This window comes from Janthinobacterium sp. C22, assembly GCF_057919405.1.
In genome coordinates this window covers 3056776-3079373 of the sequence record NZ_CP193659.1, presented here as the reverse complement: position 1 = coordinate 3079373, position 22598 = coordinate 3056776, and the positions used below count along the sequence as shown (strand labels likewise).

Genomic DNA, 22598 nt, shown 5'->3' with positions numbered 1-22598 from the left:
GTCTCAGGGGTTGGTGTTTCGGCGCGCTGCTTCGGCTTGACAGGTAAGTAGCCGATTCATACGCCATTTTCCTATCCCTCTGAGCAGAAAGACCGAGCATGCAGCCGACCATCCCCGTCCTCCATCCCGCCGCGCGCGCCATCCGCCTGGCCGTCCTCGCCATGGCGTGCGCCGCCCCCGCCGCCTTCACCGCCGCGCCCGCGCTGGCGCAAGGCCAGGCCGCCGCGGCAAGCGCTGCGCCGCAAGCCTACGCCATCGCGGCCGGCCCGCTGGCCACCGCCCTGAACGACTTCGCCGTGGCCGCCGGCGTCAGCCTGTCGACCGATCCCGCGCAGACGCGCGGCTTGCGCTCGCCCGGCGTGCGCGGCAGCCACAATGTGGCGCAGGGCTTTGCCCAGGTGCTGGCCGGCAGCGGCCTGGAAGCGGTGCAGCTGCCGAACGGCGCCTACGTGCTGCGCCAGGCGGCACCCTCCTCCGCGCCGGCGGCCGGCGTGGAAAAGACCATGGCTCCCGTGGTCGTGAACGCCAGCATGGAGCGCGACCCCGTCAGTGAACACAGCAACTCGTATGCGGCGCGCGCCGTCACGGTCGGCAAGGGCGTGCAGACCCTGCGCGAGATTCCGCTATCGGTCAGCGTCGTCACGCGGCAGAAGATGGATGACCAGAACCTCAACACCATCGACGCCGTCCTCGCCAACACCACCGGCATCACCATGTACGACAGCCCCATGGGCGGGCGCTATGTGTATTCGCGCGGCTTCATGGTCGACACGTACCAGTTCGACGGCGTCAACCGCGCCATGTACTACCCGCAGGCGAACAGCTTTACCAGCAACACGGCCATGCTCGATCGCGTGGAGATCGTGCGCGGCGCCACGGGCCTGCTGCAGGGCACGGGCTCGCCCGGCGCCGCCATCAACATGGTGCGCAAGCGCCCGCTGGCGGAAAAGCAGGTGCAGCTGGCGCTCGGCGCGGGCCGCTGGAACGACGTGCGCGGCGAAGTCGACGTCACCGGCCCCTTGAACGAATCGGGCAGCATCCGCGGCCGCGCCGTGGCCGCGATTGAACAGCGCGATTATTTCTATGACGTGGCCGACAGCCGCACGGACGTGCTGTACGGCGTGCTGGAATTCGACCTGGCGCCGGGCAGCAAACTGACGACGGGCGCCAGCTACGAGAAGCTGCGCTCAACCCCGTTTTTCTCCGGCATGCCCCGCTACCTCGATGGCAGCGACCCGAAACTGCCCCGCGAGACCTTCCTCGGCGCCGACTGGAACCGCTGGGCTAGCCGCCAGACGGCCGTCTTCGCCGAATTCGAGCACCGCTTCGACGCCGACTGGTCGCTGAAAGCCAGCGCCAACTACACGCGCGAGCGGCATGACGTGAAATACATGTTCAGCCAGGGGGCGATCAATCCCGCCACCCTGGCCGGCATGATGATGTACGGCGGCGTGTTCGACTACGGCAGCACCAACAAGGGTATCGACCTGTCGCTCGACGGCAAATTCAACGCCTTCGGCCGCCGCCACGGCTTCAGCGCCGGCATCAGCACCAACCGCCTGGAAAGCGACAGCGATTTCAGCCTGGCCCTGCTGAAACAAGCAAACAATCCGCTGCAGCCGAATCACGGCGTGGCCGAGCCGAGCGACGCCTGGTTCCGCGAACACAGCTACCGGGGCGATCCCAGCGTCACAAAAATGACGCAGACGGGCGCCTACGGCGTGGCCCGCTTCAGCGTCAGCGATCCGCTCACCGTGGTGGCGGGCGCGCGCGTGTCGAACTACAGATGGAGCAGCGTGTACCGCGACACGGGCGAGGTGTACATCGATCCCTACCGCGAAAACGGCGTCGTCACGCCATATGGCGGCGTGATCTACGCATTCGACAAGCGCTGGTCCGGCTACGCCAGCGTCTCCGACATCTTCCAGCCGCAAAACCAGCGCACGGCCGAAGGCGCCCTGCTCGATCCGCTCAAGGGGCGCAACCTGGAAGTAGGCGTCAAGGGTGAACTGTTCGACGGCAAGGTGAACACCTCGCTGGCGCTGTTCCGCATCGAGCAGCGCAACCGCGCGGAACTCGACCTGGCCAATACCTGCTCGTCCGGCACGGAGTGCTATTTCTCGACGGGCAAGGTGCGCAGCGAAGGGCTCGATGCGGAAATCAGCGGCGAAGTGGCGCCAGGCTGGCAGCTGTTCGCCGGCTACACGCTGAACAATTTCAAGTACCTGGAGCAGACGTCGAACGCGGGCGTGATGTTCGCCAGCACCTACTCGCCGCGCCACATGCTGCGCGCGTGGAGCGACTACCGCCTGCCCGGCGCCTTGCAGCAGTGGAGCGTGGGCGGCGGCGTGAACTTCCAGACGGAGAGCTCGCGCATCACGCGCGACGTGACCGTGGCGCAGGGCGCGTATGCCTTGTGGAGCGCGCGCGCCGCCTGGCAGATCGACCGCAACTGGACGGCGTCGCTGTCCGTGACGAACTTGCTCGACAAACGCTACTACCAGACGGTGGGCGCGCCGGCCTGGGGCAATTTCTACGGCGAGCCGCGCAAGGCGCAACTGACCTTGCGCGCGCGTTTCTAAGCGGGACTCAGGTCGCCGGGCGCAGGGGCGCCTTCGGCAGCGGGATGAATTCCGTCTCGCCCGGCACCTGCCCCATGCGCTGGGCGCTCCAGTCGTCGGCCGCCTGCGACAGGCGCTCCTTGCTCGACGAGACGAAATTCCAGAACAGGTAGCGGTGGCCGTCCAGCGGCTCGCCGCCGATGACGACGAACTGCACCAGGCCGCCGCCTGCCGATACCACGGGCACGGCACCTGCCTCCAGCAAGGCCATGGTGTGCGGCAGCAGCGCCACGCCGTCGAGCAGCACCTCCCCGCTGACCGGATAGATCGCCGCTTCCGGCGGCAATCCTTCTAGCCGCAGCTCGCGCCCCGCTTGCAGCGCCACGTCCAGGTACAGCGTCTGCATGTAGGTGCGCACGGGCGAGGTCTGGCCGAAGGCCGTGCCGATCAGGACTTTCACGACGGCGCCATCGAGCGTCACGACGGGAATGTCGGCCTGCGGCGTGTGCGTGAAACTCGGCGCATCCTCTTCGTGCGCCTTCGGCAGCGCGGCCCACAGCTGCAAGCCGTGCGTGCGGTGCGGCTGGCCGGCCAGATCCTGCGGTGTGCGTTCCGAATGCACGATGCCGCGCCCGGCCGTCATCCAGTTGATGGCGCCCGGTTCGATGCGCTGGTACGAACCAATGCTGTCGCGGTGGTCGATCGCGCCCTCGAACAGATAGGTGACGGTGGCCAGGCCGATATGCGGATGGGGGCGCACGTCGTGGTTGGCGTCGGGCGCCACGTCGATGGGGCCGAAATGGTCGAAGAAGATGAAGGGACCGACGGCCTGTTTCTGGCTTGACGGCAGCAGGCGACGCACGACGAAGCCGCCGCCCAGGTCCTTTTCATGGCTTTTCAGGATGGCCGCGCTCATGCCAGCACCGTCGTGATTTCCGTGGTGACGGCCGTCATCAGCTTGTGGATCGGGCATTTGCCGGCCACGGCCAGCAATTCCTGGCGCTGCGCATCCGTCAGCTCGCCCGTCAGGTGCAGGGTGGCGGCCAGGCGGTACACGCCCTTGCGCTCCTCGCTGGCATCGCGCTCGGTCGACACTTCCACGTGCTCCAGCGGGATGCCCTTGTGTTTGGCGTACCAGACGACGGTGAGCGCCTTGCAGGCCGACAGGGCCGCGTCGTACAGGTCGTGCGGCGACGGGCCGGCGTCGCCGCCGCCCTCCTCCACCGAGGCGTCGGCGGATATGATGTGATCGCGCACGTGCACGATGTGGCGCATGGCTTGCGACTGGTCGCGGATGGCTTTGATGGTCATGGCGTTCCTTGGTGCGTTTGGAAAGCCACAATTTACACCGTTTGGCCGCTTGGCGCAGCCCGCTCCCTGCCAACTTGCCTAATCGAGCGTGCGCGCCACCCGGAAGCCCACGATGTCATTCGACAGCACGGTGGAAAAGCCGTTGCGCAGGGCCGAGCGCAGGTAGCGCGGGTGGTACAGCCAGGAGCCGCCGCGCAGGATGCGCCGGCTGCTGTCGCTGCCCTCTTCCCATGCGCTGCCATCGACGGGCGCGCCTTCGTAATTGTCGTGCACCACGTCCTGCACCCATTCCCACACATTGCCATGCATGTCGAACAGGCCCCAGGAATTCGGCGCGAACGTGCCCAGCGGGCTGGTGCCGCCCCGGTACACGCCGCGCGGGCCGCCGTTGTACACATACAGGCCGTCATAGTTGGCTTGCTCGGTGCTGATCGTGTCGCCCACATTGAACGCCGTGCGCGTGCCGGCGCGGCACGCGTATTCCCATTCCGCTTCGCTGGGCAGGCGGTACTTGCGCCCGGTACGTTCGCTGAGCCAGGCCAGGTACAGCTGCGCGTCATTCCAGCTCACGCCCACCACCGGGTGCTGGTCGTTCTGCACGAAGCCGGGATTGTCCCAGTCCGTCTCGGAACCGCCCGCCCAGCCGGTCGCCTTGACGAAGGCGCGCCATTCGCCCACGCTGACAGGGTGGCGCGCCAGCGCGAACGGGCGCTCGATGCCGACCCAGTGCTGCGGCCTCTCGCGCTCGAGCCAGGCCTGTTGCGAGCCGGCCTGGATGGCGGCCTTGTGCTCCGTCTCGTGCGCGCCCATCTGGAAGCGGCCGCTGGGAATGAGCACCAGTTCCGGCCCCTGCCCCGCGCCATCGAGAAAATCGTCGCGCAAGACGCCTTCCGCATTGGCCACCGGTTGCGCATGTTCGGGTTCCGATTCCGCTTCCAGCGCCGGCGCGGATGCCGGCGCCGGGACAGCGGCAGCGGCGGCGCGGCTGGCCTCTTCGCGGCGCGCCCGTTCCTGCTCGGCGCGGTAGGCCGCCTCCGCCTTGGCGACGATGGCCTTGCGCTGCAACTCCTGGTGTTCCTGCAGGGCGGTGGCGGCATCGGCTTCGCGGCGCGCGCGCAGCTGGCCGCGCAGCGCCTCCTTGCGCAGCTTGCGCGCCTCTTCCGCTTCGAAATGGCGCTGCGCCTCCTGCTCGCGGCGCAGTTTGTCCAGTCGCTGCTTTTCCAGCGCGGCGGCCTGGATTTCCGCCTTGCGGCGCTGGTCCAGTTCTTCCTGACGTATCCGGGCCTGCTTGATCTCTTCCTCGCGGGCCTGTTCGGCGGCCAGCGCCGCCTCCTTTTGCTGCTGCACCGCGCGCGCCTGCTGCTGGCGCGCCTGCTCCGCCAGTTCTTCGGGCGACGGCCCGGCCGCGCGTTCCAGGTTTTCCAGCAAGGCTTGCACGGATTGCGGACGCAGTTCCGGCGTCAGCGAAAATCCGTTCTGCAGCACTTGCCATTGTTGCGCGTTGAGCGCTTGCGGCGTTGATGGCAGATGGCTGGCGCTGCGCGTGTCGTCGAACGGCATGCGCGCTTCGAGCATCTGATAGATCATCACGGCCACCGCATACACGTCCAGGCGCGGGCTGGGCTGGCGCTGGTTGGCGCCGGCCTCGGGCGCCCGGTAGCCGTGCGTGCCCGCGTTCGGCATGTCCAGCGCCAGGCTGCTGTCCGCATTGCGCACGCGCGTAGCGATGCCGTAATCGAGCAGCTTGACGTCGCCCTTCGCCGTCAGGAAGACGTTGCCCGGCTTGAGGTCGCGGTGCACCAGCTTGTGCTTTTCCCACGCATACGACAGGGCCTCGGCCACCGGCTGCAGCAGTTGCTGCACGGTGGACAGGGGCAGCGCGCCCTCGCGCGCCAGATAGTGCTCGAGGTCTTCGCCATCGAGGCATTCCATGATGATGAAATAGCTGGCCGTGGCCGGGTCCTGCGCCCACTCGTAGACGCGCACGATGTTTTCATGCGCGAGCTTGCGCGCCTGGGTCGCTTCCTCGATCAGCAGCTTGGCATGCGTGGCGCTTTGCGTCAGCTGCGGCGGCAATATCTTCAGCGCCACCATTTCGCTGCTGCCCAGCTCCGCGTGCGTGGCCAGGTCGGTGGCTTGCCACACCTGCCCCATGCCGCCCGTGCCGATCAGCCGTTCGAGCCGGTAGCGGCGGTTTTGCGGACCGATTTCCTGGCCCGTCATGAAGCCCAGCTCCGTGCCCTGGCGCACGGGCAGCGGCGCGGCCACGGGAGCGGTGCCGGGCGGCGCGTACTCGGCGTCGAGGATGGCGTTCTTGCGGCGTTCAAATTCCTGCTCGCTGAGCAGCCCGTCGTCGTGGAGGGCGCGCAGTTCCCGCAGTTTGTCTCGTGCTTTTTGCATCATCTGGGGTGAAACGCTTCCATCAAGGCTGCAGGGCGACGCCGCAGGCGGCGCAGAATTTATCTTCGGGATGGCCCGCGCGCTGCGCATGGCCGTTCTTGCAGCGGGCCGGCGCCGATGCTGGCGCGGCGGAGGCCGCACCCGGCTGCAGCGCCTGCGCCACGGCCACGCCCAGCTGCGCCTGTGCCGACAGGCCGTGCGCATGCGCCGCATTCTGCAGGTTGATCAGGTCCAGCTGCTGGCGCCGTTCGCGCTCCGCCTGGCCTTCCAGGTAGCTGCGTTCCTGCGCCACGCTGTCCTGCGCCATGCGCAGCGCGTCCAGCGGCGCGACGCTGTTTTCGGCCGCCGCCAGCGCCGCCAGCGCGTGGATCTGCTCGGCGCTCATGCCCGCCTGCAGCTGCACCTTGAGCACTTGCGCCAGCGCGGCCGCATTCTGCCCGGCGGCCATGGCCACCTTGCCCGTGTCGCTCAGGGAGCCGATTTTCTCGATGCGGTCGATGTCGATGCGCGCCAGTTCGGCCGCATGCGCCTGCTGCGCCAGCAGGGCTTCATATTCTCCCTTCCAGCGCGCGTAATCGCTTTCGCGCTGCTGCGCCATGGCCAGCAAGTCGCGCTGCCATTGCGCTTCCTGTTCCAGCTGGCGCAGCTGCTGGCGCTGTTCCTCGATGGCCAGCGCGTCGAGCTGCGCCAGCTGCGTTTGCTGCTGCAGCTGGCGCGCGTGCACGCCGTCGGCCTCGATGGTACGCAGCAGCTTTTCCTGCTGCGCGATGGCGTCCTCGCGCGCGCCGCCGCGCCGCAGCGCTGCCACCTTTTCCGCGATTTCCGCCGCCTGCACCTGGGCCGCCTCGTCCTTGTGCGCCTCGGCGCGCAGCAGTTCGCGCTGACGCGCCAGCTGCATCTGGTCTTCCCACTCCTGCACCCGCTCGGCCTCGCGCTTGCGCGCCGCGTTGGCCAGCATCAGGCCCTGCCAGGCCGCCTGGTGCTGCTCCGCCTCCAGCTGCGCCTCGCGCTGGGCCGCATCCGCCTCCGCCTGGCGCAGGCGCGCCAGCTGGGTGCGGCGGCCCGTCTCGTCGTCGATCAGCAGCGCGCTTTCAATCTGCTGCGCGATCGACTGCAAGTGGACTTGATGCGTAAAGCGCTGCTGCGCCAGCTGGATCTGCTCGCGCCCGTGCAGCTGCGACAATTCCAGCTCGCTGCGCATCTTGATGGCGGCCAGCGCCCGCACGTGTTCCCAGTTGGCCGCTTCATCGGCCCGTTGCGCGCCCTTCTGCGCCAGTTCCTGTTCCAGCTCGCCCAGCGCCAGCGCGGCGCCGTGATCGAGCGCCTGGCGCCGCGACTTCGCTTCCAGGATGCGGCCATACAGGTCGATCTGGCGTCCGCGCAGCGCTTGCAGGCGCTCCGCCTCCTGGTGGCCCAGCTCCGCCTTTTCCAGCGTCGCATCCTGCTGCAGCTCGGCGCGGCGGTGCGCATGGCGCGCCGCCAGTTCCTCGCGGCGGATGCGCTGCCATTCTTCCTCGTCATACAGCTGGTCGAGCTGCTTCATGCGCTCCAGGCTGTGCTGCTCCAGTTCCTGCGCCGGCAAGCCGCCCAGCCACAGGGTGCCGATGCTGGCGCCGGCGTCTCCATCGCGCCTGTCGTGCCGCAAACTGAGCGTTTCCACGCGTGCCACGGCCAGGCCGGACGGCGCCAGACGCTGCGTCAGGGCCGATTGCAGGCGTTCGTTCAGTTCGGGCCGCAGGTCGGCATTCGCGTCCATCTCGCGCAGCGCGCGGCTGCCGATGAATTCCAGCGCAATCTGGCGCACGGACGGCAGCAGCAAGGCATGCAGGTGGGCGCGCGTGACGGCGCCCGGCGCGCGCATGAACTGGCGCGCGAACGCATCGGGCTGGCCCAGCGCGATATCGATACGCAAGGACGCGGCGACGTTGAGCAGCTCCGTGCTGGCCAGCCCGGGCAGGTCGAATTCCAGGCTGACGGCGTCGGCGCGCGCGATCAGCACTTCGGCCGGGCGTGCCGGCAGCAGCGCGGGCAGGCGGGCGAAGAAGGCGGCGCTGTCGTAATCGCCGGCCGGTATCAAGGTGAAAGCGTCCGATTGCACGATCCAGGCGCGCGACTCGGCCGGCACCTGCAGGCGCCGCGCCGCGCTGCCGAACAGCGAGGACAGTTCGCGCACGCCGAAGAACAGGGCCAGTTGCCCATCAGCAAGATGCCATTGATTGGCATGCAGCACCGCGTCGCTGTCGGGAGCGCCCAGCGACAAGCCGCATTGCGCGCAATAGCCGGCGGCAGCGCCGTTCTTGTGCTCGCAGCGCGGGCAGCGGGCGCCGCCAAAACCAAACAATTGGAACATGTGTGACTCCTGATGAGAATGATTGCGTGCGCTGGCTGCCGTAGCGATTCTAGCAGGAGCGCCGGCGGCGCACGCTACACCGCGCAGTATCGAATAATGCCATGTGGCAATTGCATTCATATGCCCGGATACAGGGCTATTTAGCCCTCAATTCCAGCCGTCGGCTGGTCGGCCGCCCCCGTCGGCATTTCAGCGCCGTTTTTTTGCAGGCCATCCCGCCAAAACCACGGCTGGTCGCATGCGCATGGCGGGCGGGCGCGCGCTTGGCTACAGTGCAGACATACCCACCCGCCACCGAAAGGAACGATCATGAACACGCAAAAAAACGCCCTGAAAAACATGGAAGCCATCTTTACCGTCGCCGTCGCCATCGCCTGCGGTGCCAGCTACGTCAGCTTCATGCAGCCATCGGCAGCCAGGAGCGCCGACGTGGCGCAGGCGAACGCCATCCCCGTCGTGGTGGTCAGCGCCAAGCGCCTGACGGAGCAGGAAAAGAATATCTCGCTGATCGAGGAACGCCAAGCCTTGCTGGGCAACGCCACCGCCAGCACCCTGTGAGCCACGCATGATGACTCCACGCCGCCTGGCGCCAGTTTGAAAACGACCGCGCCAGGCCGCCATTTGCATCTCATTGTATCCGCCACGGATACACGGACACACAGCATTGTGTCAATTGTAATAAGTTGAATCAAAGGCGATCAGCACGCCCGCAAGCGCCTATAGTCCATTTCACGCAATCACCGAAATGGAGCACATCATGAAACCCATCGCACTCTACGCAGCAGCCATGCTTGCCATCAGCGCCGCGGCTTTTTTGCCCGCGCAGGCCATGGCACAGAATCAGCTCGGCGTCAGCATTGTCGTCGGCAACGCCCCGCCTCCGCCACGGTTTGAAAGCGTGCCGGCGCCGCGCGCCGGCTATGTCTGGGCGCCCGGCTACTGGAACTGGGATGGCCAGCGCCATGTCTGGAACAATGGCGAATGGCTGCGCGAACGGGGCGGCAACCAGTACCGCCGCGCCGCCTGGATACAGGAGAACAACCGCTGGCGCCTGGATCGTGGCGGCTGGGTCGCCGCGCAGGTGCAGCCCGTGCGCTATGACGAAATCCGCATCGCCCCGCCGCCGCCGCGCCGCGAAGCCATCCCGCGCGCGCGCCACGGCTACATCTGGGCGCCCGGCCACTGGGAATGGCGCAGCCAGCGCTACGCCTGGACGCCGGGCGTGTGGATCGCCGAACGCCCCGGCTATGTGTATGCGCCGCCCGCCTGGAACCAGCGCGATGGCCGCTGGCAGATGGAGCAAGGCCGCTGGTCGCCACGGGGCCCGAACGGCGACCGCGACCGCGACGGCATCCCCAACCGCTATGACCGCGACAATGGCAACCGCCACGACCGCGATGGTGACGGCGTGCCGAACCGCGACGACCGCCGTCCCGATAATCCCCATCGCAATTAATATGCAGCCGTAGTCCCGACAAGGCCACCCATCGCGGTGGCCTTGTCATTTTCCGGACACATCCGTGTATTAACATCGCGCGACGATCAATCACACTGCGCGAGAAAGATTCACGATGGCGATGGAAACTGCCGGTTTTACCTACGGCTCGGATACCTCTGGCCTGGTCTGGGGCTTCCTGTTTGGCCGCGCGGCGCAGCCGCTGGCGCTCGACTCGACGGCCGCATTGGCCTGGCTGGCCGATGGCGCGGCGAGGCCGGCGCAGGAATTCGTCTGGCTGCATTTTAATTTGTCGCATGCCGCCAGCGAAAAATGGCTGATGGCGCACACGCAGCTGGCCGACGAATTCTATGAAACCCTGCACCAGGGCTCCCGTTCCACGCGCATCGAGCAGGCGGAAAACACCCTGATCGCCGTGGTCAACGATGTGGTGCACAATTTCTCGTTCGAGGCGTCCGATATTTCCACCATGTGGGCCAGCGTGGCGCAAAACCTCGTCATCACGGCGCGCCGCGCGCCGCTGCAGTCGATCGAGCGCCTGCGCCAGGCCGTCATCAAGAACCACGAACCGATCCGCTCGTCGGTGGAACTGCTGATCCACCTGCTGCGCGACCAGGCCGACGTGCTGGTCAACATCGTGCGCGATGCCGTGGCGCGGGTCGACGATATCGAGGATCACTTGCTGGCCGGGCGCCTGGTGCCGAAACGCGCAGACCTGGGCGGCATGCGGCGCGTGCTGGTGCGGCTGCAGCGCCTGCTGGCGCCGGAACCGGCCGCCCTGTTCCGCCTGCTGCAGCGTCCGCCCGCATGGGTGTCGGAGCTGGACAGCCTGGAACTGCGCCAGTCGACGGAGGAATTTTCCGTGGTGCTCAGCGATATGTCCTCGCTACAGGAACGCATCAAGCTGCTGCAGGAAGAGATTGCCGCCAGCGTCAACGAGGAAAACAGCCGCAGCCTGTTCGTGCTGACCATCGTCACCGTGCTGGCCTTGCCGATCAACATCATCGCCGGCATGCTGGGCATGAATGTGGGGATTCCGCTGGCCCAGCACCCGCAGGGCTTCTGGATCATCGTCGCCATCATCGTCACGTTCACCGTCGTGGCGGGATGGCTGGTGGTGCGCGTGCAGAGAAACAGTTAAATCCCTGCACGGCCTGGCGGGCGGACGGCGGGCGCCGTACGCCATGGTGCTTGCCGCGCTTAGCGGTGGTACTCACCGGCCCGTTCAGGCTGGTAGACGATTTCCTCGATCTTGACCTTCACCACGCCGCCCGGCATGGGCCAGGCGATGCTGTCGCCGACGGACAGGCCCAGCAGCGCGCTGCCGACAGGCGCCAGCACGGAAATACGGTCGGCCTGGCCTTCCACATCCTTCGGATAGACGAGCGTCAGGCAGAATTCCTCCTTGTTTTCCACCGTGAAGCGCACGGTGGAATTCATCGTCACGACGGTCGGGGGAATCTCTTGCGGCTCGAGCACCTCGGCACGGCCAAGCTCATCGAGCAAGGCGGCCTTGTCAGGCGACAAATTATTACCCAAGGCATACAACAACGCTTCCAGTCGTTCCAGGTCTTGTGACGACAAAATAATTTTTGGTTTTTTTCCAAGATATCCTCACTATTGATCATTAGGGCGACGTCCGGTTTTGCTGGCGGCAACTTGCTTGGCCGCGGCGGACAAAACAAACAGCATCAGAACGTCCATCATCAGCGGATTATGGACGAACTCGCGGAGCAAGGCCATAGCGTTCTCGCATTCTTCATTAAAAATTATAAAAATCAATGACTTGCAATCAGCCACCCAGAGAAAAAGTTAATCCGCGCCAGGCTGGACGGACGCATTGAAGTTATTCTTCATGGCATTTTGTTTACTATCAGCATGTTTTTAGGGAAAAAACCCGGCTGCTCAAAAAAGGATTAAAATTCAATTTGAATTATTATTAGAAAGACACGGCCGGCTATTTCCGCCTGTCTTGTCGCCTTGCCTGCCGCCACCGATCTGCGGCCTGGACACTAAATTGCCGCGCGCCCTGTACTTTCACGCCGCAAAATGACAATATGTCGGCCTTAGCAACACTTAGCAACACGTTGAGAGTTCCGGCTCACTTCGGTTTTCATCAGACTGGAACGTAAAGTATGGCAGGGCGAGGCGGGATCACACGGGGCGGCGGCAAGCGGGGCCGGCAGGAGCATGCGTCATGATGGCGCCCTTGATGCTGCCTTCCGTGCAGCTGCGCGGCGACCGGATAGCCCGGCTGAACTTGCTGGCCGCGGCGGCCATGCTGGCCACGGCCAGCCTGCTGCTGATCCTCTTCCAATTGTTTTCCCTCCAGGCATCCTTCCAGCACAACCTGCGCATCCAGGCCGACATGCTGGCGCCCGCCGCCTCCCAGGCCATGCGTCAGGATAATCGTCTTGCTGCACAACAACTTCTCGCTCCCCTCGCCGCCGCCCCGCATATCCGCCAAGCACTGCTCTACACCCCCTATGGCATGCCGTTTGCCCGCTACGCGCGCAGCGGCGCCGACGCCGTGCCCGCGGCGCCGCGCAACGGCCTGCATATCGATTATCCGGACGGCAGCGCCGCCATCCTGAAGGCCTTGCCCGGCGGCGGCGCGCTGTACCTGCGCGCCAGCCTGGCGCCGCTGTACGCCAGCCTGGCGCAATTTGCCGCCTTCACCCTGCTCGTCTGCCTGTGCGCATTCGGCCTGACGTTCCTGATGGTGCGCCGCACGCGCACCGCCGCCCAGCATGCGGAAAGCCATTTGCACTACCTGGCCCACGTCGACTCCGTCACGCAGCTGCCGAACCGCCATGAATTCAACGACGCCCTGGCCTACGCGCTGGCGCGCGCCGACCGCCAGGACAGCAGCGTGGGCCTGCTGCTGCTGGACCTGGACAACTTCAAGATCGTCAACGATACGCTGGGCCACCACTGCGGCGACCAGCTGCTCAAGCTCGTCGCCGAGCGCCTGGTGGCCATCCTGCGCGGCACCGACATCATCTGCCGCATCGGCGGCGACGAATTCGTCGTCATCGTCGAACCGGCCGACGACAGCTCGGAAATGGCCAGCGTGGCGCGCAAGATCCTCGCCGTGCTGGCCGCGCCGTTCGACCTCGAAGGCCACCAGCTGTACGTCAGCGCCAGCATCGGCGTGAGCCTGTACCCGTTCGACGCGCAGGACGTGGCCACCCTGACGCGCAATGCCGATACGGCGATGTACCACGCCAAGCACCAGGGCAAGAACCGCTACGCCGTGTTCAAGGCCGAAATGGAATTGCGCGCCCAGCGCCGCCTGCGCATGGAAGCGAACCTGCGCCGCGCGCTGCAAAACGAGGAACTGTATCTGCACTACCAGCCGCAGATCGACTTGCGCAGCGGGCGCATCGTGGGCGTGGAAGCGCTGGTACGCTGGAACTGCCGCGAAATGGGCCAGCTGAGCCCCGCCGAATTCATTCCCGTGGCCGAGGAAAGCGGCATCATCGTCGACCTCGGACGCTGGGTGCTGCAAAGCGCCTGCCGCCAGGCGGCCGTCTGGTGCAAGGCGGGGCTGCTCGACTCGCTCGAGCACGTGGCCGTCAACCTGTCGGCCTGCCAGGCGCGCGACCCGGGCCTGATGGACGATATCCGCGCCATCCTGCACGAAACGCAGCTGCCGCATGGCTTGCTGGAGCTGGAAATCACGGAAGGGGTCTTGATGGACAATATCCACGCCAACGTGGAACTGATGCGGCGCCTGCAGGAAACGGGCATCCATTTGTCCGTCGACGATTTCGGCACCGGCTATTCGTCGATGTCCTACCTGAAGCGCCTGCCGATCGACCAATTGAAGATTGACCGCAGCTTCGTGCACGACCTGCCGGGCGAGGGCGAAGCCATCGTCACGGCCATCATCGCCATGGCGCACAGCCTGCACCTGAAGGTGGTGGCCGAAGGGGTGGAGACCTTGCAGCAGGTGGAGTTTTTGAGAACGGCGGGCTGCGACAACGTGCAGGGCTACTTCTTCGCGCGCCCGATGACGGCGGCGCAGCTGACGGCATTGCTGCTGGAGCGGCGCGACTGGAGCACGCGCACGATTTTGCCGGCTTGAGTTGCTGCCAACGATGGTGTCGGATTACGGCCGTTGGCCTAATCCGACCTACGCCATGAACAGGTAGGTCGGCGTAGGTCGGGTTAGCGCGAAGCGCGTAACCCGACACCACCCACATCAGGCCAATTTCGCCGAATGCTCGCGCGTCGCGTGGAATGTCAGCTTCGGCCAGCGCTCTTCCGTCAACCGCAGGTTGACGCCCGACGTGGCCAGGTAAGCCATGTTGCCGGCCGCATCGTAGGCCACGTTGTGGCCCAGCGCGTTTTCGAAGTCCTGCAGGACGCGCTTGTCGTCGCAGCTGACCCAGCGCGCGCTGCTGATGCTGGTGCCTTCGAACACGGCATCGACGCCGTACTCGTTGAGCAAACGGCTGGCCACCACTTCGAACTGCAGCACGCCGACGGCGCCCAGTACCAGTTCGCCGCCCTGCACCGGCTTGAAGACCTGCACCGCGCCCTCTTCGCCCAGCTGCTGCAAGCCCTTGTGCAACTGCTTGATCTTCAGCGGATTACGGATGCGCACGGAGCGGAAGAAGTCCGGCGCGAAGTACGGGATGCCCGTAAACGTCAGCATCTCGCCTTCGGAAAAACTGTCGCCGATCTGCATGTTGCCATGGTTCGGCAAGCCGATGATGTCGCCCGCGTACGCTTCTTCCACCTGTTCGCGCGAGGAAGCCATGAAGGTCACCACGTTCGACACCTTGATCTCGCGCCCCAGGCGCAAGTGCTTGACCTTCATGCCGCGCTCGAAACGTCCCGAGCACACGCGCAGGAAGGCGATGCGGTCGCGGTGGGCCGGGTCCATATTGGCCTGGATCTTGAAGACGAAACCGGTGAAGGGCTGCTCGGTCGGATCGACGGAACGCACGGTCGCGTCGCGCGGGCGCGGCGCCGGCGCCCAGTCGACCAGAGCGGAGAGAATCTCGCGCACGCCGAAGTTGTTGATGGCCGAACCGAAGAACACGGGCGTCTGCACGCCGGAAAGGAATTCCTCCAGGTTGAACGGATTCGACGCGCCGTGCACCAATTCGACTTCCATGCGCAACTGATCCATCTCCAGCGGGAACATCTCCTGCAGGCGGGGATTGTCGATGCCCTTGATGATTTCGAAGGCGCCGTCGGCCTTTTCCTCGCCCGCCTTGAACAGCATGATCTCGTCGTTCAGCAGGTGGTACACGCCGCGGAAGTTCTTGCCCATGCCGATAGGCCAGGTGACGGGCGCGCACTGGATCTTCAGCACCGACTCGAGTTCGTCGAGCAGGTCCAGCGGATCGCGCGTCTCGCGGTCCATCTTGTTCATGAACGTGACGATGGGCGTATTGCGCATGCGGCAGACGGCCAGCAGCTTGATCGTCTGCGCTTCCACGCCCTTGGCCGCATCGATCACCATCAGCGCCGAGTCGACCGCCGTCAGCACGCGGTAGGTATCTTCCGAGAAGTCCTGGTGGCCCGGGGTGTCGAGCAGGTTGACGACGTGGTCGCGGAATTCGAACTGCATCACCGAGGAAGCGACGGAAATGCCGCGCTGCTTCTCGATCTCCATCCAGTCCGACGTCGCGTGGCGGCCCGATTTGCGGGCCTTGACGGTACCGGCCATCTGGATCGCGCCCGAGAACAGCAGCAGTTTTTCCGTCAGCGTGGTCTTGCCCGCATCCGGGTGGGAAATGATGCCGAAGGTGCGGCGGCGCTGCACTTCGCGCGCGATCACGGCCGGCGCCTTGCTGCTGGCTGGCGCCGCGGCGTTGTCCGCGCTGTCGGTGGAATCGGGGGTGTGGATGTCGTTCTCGTTGGCCATATTGGTGACCATAATATGGCCCTCGCAAAAAACCCTCGATTTTACAGAAGGATCGGCCTTCCGTGTGAACTGCTTCACTGTGGCGAACGGCAAAATCGCCCGCTTCATCAAGGGGTCACAATCCGCAGGCAACATTGCAGTGCAGAAATGTTGTCACCCTACCCTGGAAACCCGATGAAAATGCTCCTCACCCCCGCCGTCCGACTCATGCAGCGCCTGCGCCTGCTGCCCAAATTCATGCTTGTCTGCCTGGTCTTCCTGCTGCCGCTGGCGCTGGCGACCACCCTGCTGATCTCGGAACTGGGCAAGTCGCTGGCCCAGGCGCAGGATGCGCAGCGGGGCGTGGCGTATGTGCGCCAGCTGCAGGAAGGCACGCGCCTGCTGCAGCAGCGGCGCGGCCTCGAGCACCTGCGCCTGAGCGGCAAGGCGGGCATGGACAACACGGCCGTCAATGCGCGCATCACGGCCGCGCTGGCGGCCCTGGGGCGTTTGCCGGCCGGCGCGGGCCTGCCGCAGGCGGCCGAGCTGACGAAGCAGTGGCAAGCACTGCTGGGCCGCCAGGCGGGCCTGGCGGCGCGCGACAGCTACGCGGCGCACACGGCGCTGCTGCGCCAGGCGGCCAAGCTGGGCCAGCTGGTGGCCGACCGTTCGCACCTGAGCCTGGACCCGGACGCGGGCGCCAACCACCTGAGCGCCGTCTTCACGGCCACCCTGCCCGACCTGACCGAAAGCCTGTCCGACATCGCCGGGCGCGGCGCCGCCTACATCGACACGGGCCTGTTCGAAGCGAACGAGGACCAGCTGGTCAACGCCAACGCCCTGATCGCGCGCCACGAACTGGAACGCCTGCCGGCCCGCTTCGATGAAATCTTCGCCGCCAGGCCGGATTTGCGCGCCAGCCTGCAGCCTGCCCTGAAAGCCGTGCCGGCAGCTCTCGCCTTCCTCGAACGTACGAAGAATGAAGTGACAAATTCCTACGACCAGACCTCGGGCGCGCAATTCCACGCGGCCGGCATGCAGGCGATCGACGCCCTGCACGCGCTGTCCGGCGCCTCCGCCTCCGCGCTCGACAGCCTGCTGGCGCAGCGCGTCGCCCGCGACGAAGCGCGCCGCGGCCTGATCCTGGCCGCCATGCTGCTGGTGCTGCTGGCCGCAGCCTACCTGTGCGCGGGCTTTTATGCCGCGTTTGCGCGCGACGTGACGCAATTGCGCCTGGCCGTCGGCGCGGCGGCGGCGGGCGACCTGTCGCAGCGCATCACCTCGCAGGCGCACGACGAAATCGGCGACCTGGTGCGCGACTTCGGCGCCATGACGCATGGCCTGGCCACCCTGGTGCGGGAAATCCGCGGCGGCGCGGCCGTCATCGCCGCCGCCGGCGCCGATATCGCCCAGGGCAACGCGGCCCTGTCCGGCCACACGGCCACGCAAGCGGACGCGCTGGGCGCCACCGTCGACTCGATGCGCGAGCTGACGGCCACCGTGGGCCGCAACGAAGCCCACGTAGGACAGGGACGCACCCTGGTGGCAACGGCGGCCGACGTGGCGCTGCGCGGCGGGCACACCGTGGGCGCCGTGGTCGAGACCATGGCCTCGATCAAGGCCAGCTCGCACAAGATCGTCGACATCATCGGCGTCATCAACGGCATCGCCTTCCAGACGAATATCCTGGCCCTGAACGCGGCCGTGGAAGCGGCGCGCGCGGGCGAACAAGGGCGCGGCTTTGCCGTCGTGGCGGCCGAGGTGCGCAGCCTGGCGCAGCGCTCGAACGAGGCGGCGCTGGAAATCAAGCGCCTGATCGGCGATTCCGTCGCCACCGTCGATGCGGGCGGCGACCTGGTCAATGCCGCCGGCAGCACCATGCGGCAAGTCGTCGATGCCGTGCAGGAAGTGGCCGTGGTGATCGGACGCATCAGCAGCGCCGGCGCCGAGCAGAATGGCGAGATCGCCCGCATCAACCAGGCGCTGGCGCAGATCGACGACATGACGCGCCAGAACGCGGGTCTGGTCGACGAGGCGCGCGCCGGTTCGCAGCGCCTGCACCAGGAAGGCGAGGCCCTGACGCAGGCCGTGAGCCGCTTCCGACTGGGGGAACACGAGGTGCCAGGCCCGCGCCAGGCACCCGCCGCGACCGTGCGCGACGGCTTGCCCAGCGTGCGTCCGGCCGGCCTGTGGAGCGCCAACAAGCCGCGCGTCATATCACAAAATCGCGCAGAACGGCGCAAGGCTAGCTAGTCAAAAGTGTGCACGTAGGACAAGGACTACAATTTCGCCTCAAAAGAGACTACAAAGTGGCGACTGCTAATCTTATGTTCGCCACTTACATAAGCTTTTAAAGTAGCTACATCGCGATCTGCACCGCGCGGTCGAAAGAAACACCGTTATCACATGAGTACGGCAGCTTTTTTGACCGGCAACGCGGCAGTCGCACTCCGATGTAAAAAGCCTGTGAGGAATACTATGAGCCATACTCAACTTATCGCCCCGGTCCAGAAGAACCAGCTGCTGCCGCGCGCCATGCCGGCGGCCGGACGGGAAATCAAGCTTGCGTCGCGGGTTAGCCTCAGCAGTGCACAACAGAATGAATTGCTGGCCGCCCTGCCGCGCGCCGCGCTCGAATCGCTGTTCGAAGACCTGGAACTGGTGGAACTGCCTTTCGGCAAGGAACTGTATGCCTACGGTAACAACCTGGAATACAGCTACTTCCCCACCACCGCCATCATTTCCTTGCTGTACGTGATGGAAGACGGCGCCACGACGGAAATCGCCGTCGTCGGCCATGAAGGCGTGGCTGGTGCCTCGCTGCTGGCAGGCGAGCGCGCCATGTGCACGGCCGTCGTGCAAAGCGCCGGTTACGGCTACCGCCTGAAAACGCAAAGCTTGCGCGATGCCTTCAATCAAGGCGGCGCCCTGCCCCAGCTGCTGATGCGCTACACCAACGCCCTGTTTGCGCAGATGGCGCAGAACGCCGTCGGCGGCCGCCACAGCTCGATCGAGCAAAAGCTGTGCCGCTGGCTGCTGGACCGCCTGGACCGTTCGCCATCGAACGAATTGAAGGTGACGCAGGAGCTGATCTCCATCATGCTGGGCGTGCGCCGCGAAAGCATCACGGCCGCCGCCGGCAAGCTGCAGGAAGAAGGCTTGATCCACTATCGCCGCGGCAATATCACGGTGCTGGACCGCGCCGGCCTGGAATGCTATGCGGGCGAGTGCTACAAGGTCGCCAAGACGGAATACGACCGTTTGCTGCGCGACGTATCACGCTGCTGATCTGACAGGATGGATAAAAAAATGGCCGGGCTGCATGCCCGGCCATTTTTTTGCATTCAGAAACACTCACACGCTGGCGTCTTCGTCGATCTCTTCCGGCTCCGGCGTCAGCGGCAAGGGAATCACGGCTTCCACGCACGTCCCCTTGCCTTCCGGCCCCTGGCGCACGGTGAGGGTGCCGCCCAGCAACAAGGCACGTTCGCGCATGCCCAGCAAGCCGTGCGACATGGGTTTTTGCAGCGCATCTTCCGTGATGCCGATGCCGTCGTCGATCACGCGCAGCACCAGGCCGTGCTCGTTGCGCTTCAATGTCACGCTGACCATGCCGGCGCGCGCATATTTGAGAATATTCGTCAGCGATTCCTGCACGATGCGGAACAGGGCGATCGTCAGGGTCGCTTCGCGGTTGTCGATATTGATGGCCACATCCGTTTCGCAGCGAACCGAGCTCATGCGCGCAAAATCCTCGCAATAGCTTTCGATGGCGGCGCACAGGCCCAGGTTGTCCAGCAAGCTGGGGCGCAGATCTTCGACGATGCGGCGCTTCAGTTCCACCGTCTCCAGCAAGGTCGCCTTGGCGCGGCGCAATTGCGCGGCCAGGTCAGGCTGTGTATGCGCCAGTTGCTGCGTGACGGCCCCCAGGTCCATGCTGATCGAGGTCAGGTTGGCGCCCAGCTCATCGTGCAGCTCGCGCGCCAGGCGCGCCTTTTCCACTTCATTGACACTGATCAAATGGCGCGACAGCACGGATAACTGCTCCGTGCGCTTGCTGACCGTCGATTCCAGGGTGTCGTTGGCATTTTGCAATGCATATTCGACGGCCGCGCGGTTCTGGAAGCTGCGCCGCACCAGCTGGTAAAACATGATCAGCACGAGGATGGCCAGGGCATTGATGCCGATGCCGAGCAGCACGGCTTTCTGGTACTCATGATAAAAGGCGGCGCTGCCGGACGACAGCGCTTCATTCTGCTCGCGCGTCATGATCACCACCTGCAGGCGGATCTCGTCCATGGTGGCGCGGTCATCGGTCACGCGGGAAATGTTGACGATCTCGGCCAGCCCGCCCTGCTTGTAGACGTCGATCGACTGTTGCAGCATCGACATCTTGCGACGGATCAAGCTTTTCAGCTGGCCCAGGTTCTTCAGTTGGGTGGGACTGCCTGCGAGCAAGGTCTGCAGCTCGTTGAATTCGTTTTCGATTTCGGTGGTGGCGGTCTTCGACGGTCCCAGATAGGTTTCCGAGCCGGAAATGAAATAGCCGCGCAAGCTGCTTTCCGCATCGAGCACGAGCACGTTCAAATACTGCAGGCGGTCCGCCACGCGGGCGCTCTGGCTGAGCAAGGCGTTCGTGCCCTTCAGCGACTGCAGGTTATGATAGAGACTGAAACCATTGAGTACAAGCAGCAAGGCGCAAGTCACGCACAGGATCGTCTTGTACAGGGGCAGGCGGTGATTCGGGGCCGGTTCAGCGGTGAAATACATCCTGATGTGCATCCTTAGCAAGGTTCGGCGCGGGAGAGAGCGCCGGCGCCGGCCAATTATAGTCCTCGCCACAAACTGCTGCACTGCACAACATCAAGTCGTGCCCGGCTAGCTGGCTGAGCGATCATGCTGCCATGATCGCACCGCAGCGCTAGTCAAGCAAATTGTTTTTCATTGCGTAATAGGTCAAGTCGCTGTTCGATTGCAAGCCCATTTTTTCCATGATGCGCGTACGGTAGGTGCTCACCGTCTTGATGCTCAGCGACAAGGCCACGCCGATATCGGACACGGTGGCGCCGCGCGCCAGGCGCAGGAAGACCTGGAACTCGCGGTCCGACAATTCCGTATGCAAGGCCGCATTCGTGTCGCGGTCGAACGACTGCGCCAGCAACTCGCCCACGGTGGAGCTGACATAGCGGCGCCCCTGGAATACGGTGCGCACGGCCGTCATCAGCTCATCGGCTTCGCATTCCTTGTTCAGATAGCCATTCGCGCCCATCTTGAACAGGTTCAGCGCGTATTGCTGCGCAGGATAGCCGCTGAGGATCAGCACGGGCAATTCCGGCTGGCCCTGGCGGATCGTGCGCAAGGTATCGATGCCGCTCTGGTCGGGCATGGCTATATCGAGCAGCAATACATCGCAAATTTCGCGGCGGGCGATATCGAGCGCTTCGCGCCCCGTACCGGCTTCCGCCACCACACTGAAATCGTCTGACGACGAAAAAATCTGTTTGAATCCAGCTCGTACTATTTGGTGATCATCACAAATGGCAACGCGTATCATTGTTTCCCCTTAAATTTTCCTGGCCTGGGAAAGACTACCGGAACCTGAACGCTGCTCCGGCCTAGCGTCACTAACAAAAACGCAACATTAACATTATATTCAAAATATGGCGCACCGTACGGTAGCGGCAGCGCCAAGGCGGAGCCGGAGCGCCCATGCAGTATAGTCAAGCGGTACCGGACAACCCCACCTATATTGGTACAAATCTTATTTTAGCAAGTTTAAAATCGCCATTAATTCATTGCGTATCCACGCGCGGTCCAGCGGCGCTTCCTGCGGCACGACGGGCATGGCCGGCAGCACAGGCAGCTCATCAAGAATGGCATGCGATGCGCCACGGCTATCGAGCTTGTTGCGCGCGCCGCTGATGGTAAAACCCTGCTCATACAGCAATTCGCGGATGCGGCGTATCAACAGCACCTCATGGTGCTGATAATAACGGCGGTTGCCACGTCGTTTGACCGGCTTGAGCTGAGAAAACTCCTGCTCCCAGTAGCGCAGCACGTGCGGTTTGACGCCGCACAACTCGCTCACCTCGCCGATCGTGAAATAGCGTTTCGCCGGAATGGGCGGCAAGGGGGCGATCAACTCGGTTTTACTGATGCGCTCGTTCATCGCCACTCACTCAGGCAGCACGTGCCAGCGGACTGGTCTCTTCGACCATGCTTTTCAGCTTCTGGCTCGCATGAAAGGTCACGACGCGGCGCGCCGTGATGGGAATCTCTTCACCCGTCTTCGGATTGCGGCCCGGCCGTTGCGGCTTGTCGCGCAGCTGGAAATTGCCGAAACCGGACAATTTGACGGCCTCGCCGCGCTCAAGCGCATTGCGGATTTCGTCGAAAAAGGTCTCGACCATATCCTTCGCTTCGCGCTTGTTCAGGCCAACTTGCTCGAACAACAGTTCGGCCAATTCCGCCTTGGTCAAGGTGGGTAAATCTTTTTCCGCTTCCTGGCGCACTTTGGCAACCAGCATGGCCCGATGCAAATCGGCGGCCAGTGCGGATTGCAGTACGGCGGAATCAACGTCGCTGTTATTAATTTTCCTGCCCTGCCTTTTCTGTGCGCCCGAGCCTGCCACATGGCAAGCTCGTCTACGGTTGACG

The 22598-nt window shown here is 64.8% G+C and carries 18 protein-coding genes; 7 read left to right on the top strand and 11 right to left on the bottom strand.

Annotated features, from left to right (window positions below):
• The first annotated feature begins 98 nt into the window (after positions 1 to 98).
• On the top strand, positions 99 to 2582 hold the full coding sequence (locus ACRHIG_RS14380) for a TonB-dependent siderophore receptor (RefSeq protein WP_489630552.1): 2484 nt from the start codon (positions 99 to 101) through the stop codon (positions 2580 to 2582).
• A gap of 7 nt (positions 2583 to 2589) precedes the next feature.
• Here ACRHIG_RS14380 and ACRHIG_RS14375 read toward each other — a convergent pair whose 3' ends face one another.
• From ACRHIG_RS14375 to ACRHIG_RS14360, 4 genes are all read right to left on the bottom strand, one after another.
• On the bottom strand, positions 2590 to 3477 hold the full coding sequence (locus ACRHIG_RS14375) for a pirin family protein (RefSeq protein WP_489630551.1): 888 nt from the start codon (positions 3475 to 3477) through the stop codon (positions 2590 to 2592).
• Positions 3474 to 3872: an OsmC family protein gene (locus ACRHIG_RS14370; RefSeq protein WP_072453163.1), complete on the bottom strand. Its 399-nt coding sequence runs from the start codon at positions 3870 to 3872 to the stop codon at positions 3474 to 3476. The genes ACRHIG_RS14375 and ACRHIG_RS14370 overlap by 4 nt, the downstream gene beginning before the upstream one ends.
• 78 nt (positions 3873 to 3950) lie before the next feature.
• Complete coding sequence (locus ACRHIG_RS14365; RefSeq protein ID WP_489630550.1) at positions 3951 to 6275, bottom strand: SUMF1/EgtB/PvdO family nonheme iron enzyme; 2325 nt, start codon at positions 6273 to 6275, stop codon at positions 3951 to 3953.
• A gap of 19 nt (positions 6276 to 6294) precedes the next feature.
• Positions 6295 to 8622, bottom strand: coding sequence for a coiled-coil domain-containing protein (locus ACRHIG_RS14360; RefSeq protein WP_489630549.1), 2328 nt, complete (start codon positions 8620 to 8622; stop codon positions 6295 to 6297).
• Between the two features lie 309 nt (positions 8623 to 8931).
• Between ACRHIG_RS14360 and ACRHIG_RS14355 the strand changes: the two genes are divergently transcribed.
• The 3 genes from ACRHIG_RS14355 (at position 8932) to ACRHIG_RS14345 (ending at position 11219) form a co-directional block, all read left to right on the top strand.
• Positions 8932 to 9180 carry a hypothetical protein gene (locus ACRHIG_RS14355; protein ID WP_489630548.1) on the top strand — a complete coding sequence of 83 codons (249 nt, stop codon included), beginning with the start codon at positions 8932 to 8934 and terminating at the stop codon, positions 9178 to 9180.
• 199 nt (positions 9181 to 9379) lie between these two features.
• Positions 9380 to 10078 (top strand): YXWGXW repeat-containing protein, encoded by a 699-nt coding sequence (locus tag ACRHIG_RS14350; RefSeq protein ID WP_489630547.1) that lies wholly within the window; start codon positions 9380 to 9382, stop codon positions 10076 to 10078.
• Positions 10079 to 10193: 115 nt separating this feature from the next.
• Positions 10194 to 11219 carry a transporter gene (locus tag ACRHIG_RS14345; protein ID WP_489630546.1) on the top strand — a complete coding sequence of 342 codons (1026 nt, stop codon included), beginning with the start codon at positions 10194 to 10196 and terminating at the stop codon, positions 11217 to 11219.
• Positions 11220 to 11278: 59 nt separating this feature from the next.
• Here ACRHIG_RS14345 and rnk read toward each other — a convergent pair whose 3' ends face one another.
• Positions 11279 to 11662 (bottom strand): nucleoside diphosphate kinase regulator, encoded by a 384-nt coding sequence (rnk, locus tag ACRHIG_RS14340; protein ID WP_252867398.1) that lies wholly within the window; start codon positions 11660 to 11662, stop codon positions 11279 to 11281.
• 33 nt (positions 11663 to 11695) lie between these two features.
• The gene (locus tag ACRHIG_RS14335; protein WP_489630545.1) at positions 11696 to 11821 is read right to left on the bottom strand and encodes a hypothetical protein; all 126 of its coding nucleotides are present in this window, start codon (positions 11819 to 11821) and stop codon (positions 11696 to 11698) included.
• Positions 11822 to 12275: 454 nt separating this feature from the next.
• Between ACRHIG_RS14335 and ACRHIG_RS14330 the strand changes: the two genes are divergently transcribed.
• Positions 12276 to 14168 (top strand): putative bifunctional diguanylate cyclase/phosphodiesterase, encoded by a 1893-nt coding sequence (locus ACRHIG_RS14330; RefSeq protein ID WP_489630544.1) that lies wholly within the window; start codon positions 12276 to 12278, stop codon positions 14166 to 14168.
• Between the two features lie 117 nt (positions 14169 to 14285).
• On the opposite strand, the gene ACRHIG_RS14325 is transcribed toward ACRHIG_RS14330, so the two are convergent.
• Positions 14286 to 15962 (bottom strand): peptide chain release factor 3, encoded by a 1677-nt coding sequence (locus tag ACRHIG_RS14325; protein WP_489630803.1) that lies wholly within the window; start codon positions 15960 to 15962, stop codon positions 14286 to 14288.
• Positions 15963 to 16136: 174 nt separating this feature from the next.
• Between ACRHIG_RS14325 and ACRHIG_RS14320 the strand changes: the two genes are divergently transcribed.
• Entirely contained in the window at positions 16137 to 18194 is a 2058-nt protein-coding gene (locus ACRHIG_RS14320; RefSeq protein ID WP_489630543.1) for a methyl-accepting chemotaxis protein, read from the top strand.
• Positions 18195 to 18419: 225 nt separating this feature from the next.
• Entirely contained in the window at positions 18420 to 19229 is an 810-nt protein-coding gene (locus ACRHIG_RS14315; protein ID WP_034783188.1) for a Crp/Fnr family transcriptional regulator, read from the top strand.
• Positions 19230 to 19295: 66 nt separating this feature from the next.
• Here the strand turns inward: ACRHIG_RS14315 and ACRHIG_RS14310 are convergent, their stop codons facing one another.
• The 4 genes from ACRHIG_RS14310 to ACRHIG_RS14295 form a co-directional block, all read right to left on the bottom strand.
• Positions 19296 to 20711 carry a sensor histidine kinase gene (locus ACRHIG_RS14310; RefSeq protein ID WP_475413957.1) on the bottom strand — a complete coding sequence of 472 codons (1416 nt, stop codon included), beginning with the start codon at positions 20709 to 20711 and terminating at the stop codon, positions 19296 to 19298.
• A gap of 151 nt (positions 20712 to 20862) precedes the next feature.
• Entirely contained in the window at positions 20863 to 21495 is a 633-nt protein-coding gene (locus tag ACRHIG_RS14305) for a response regulator (RefSeq protein WP_010399201.1), read from the bottom strand.
• Positions 21496 to 21702: 207 nt separating this feature from the next.
• Positions 21703 to 22110 (bottom strand): MerR family transcriptional regulator, encoded by a 408-nt coding sequence (locus ACRHIG_RS14300; protein WP_475413958.1) that lies wholly within the window; start codon positions 22108 to 22110, stop codon positions 21703 to 21705.
• A gap of 10 nt (positions 22111 to 22120) precedes the next feature.
• Positions 22121 to 22468 carry an integration host factor subunit alpha gene (locus ACRHIG_RS14295; RefSeq protein WP_010399205.1) on the bottom strand — a complete coding sequence of 116 codons (348 nt, stop codon included), beginning with the start codon at positions 22466 to 22468 and terminating at the stop codon, positions 22121 to 22123.
• Between the last annotated feature and the right edge of the window lie 130 nt (positions 22469 to 22598).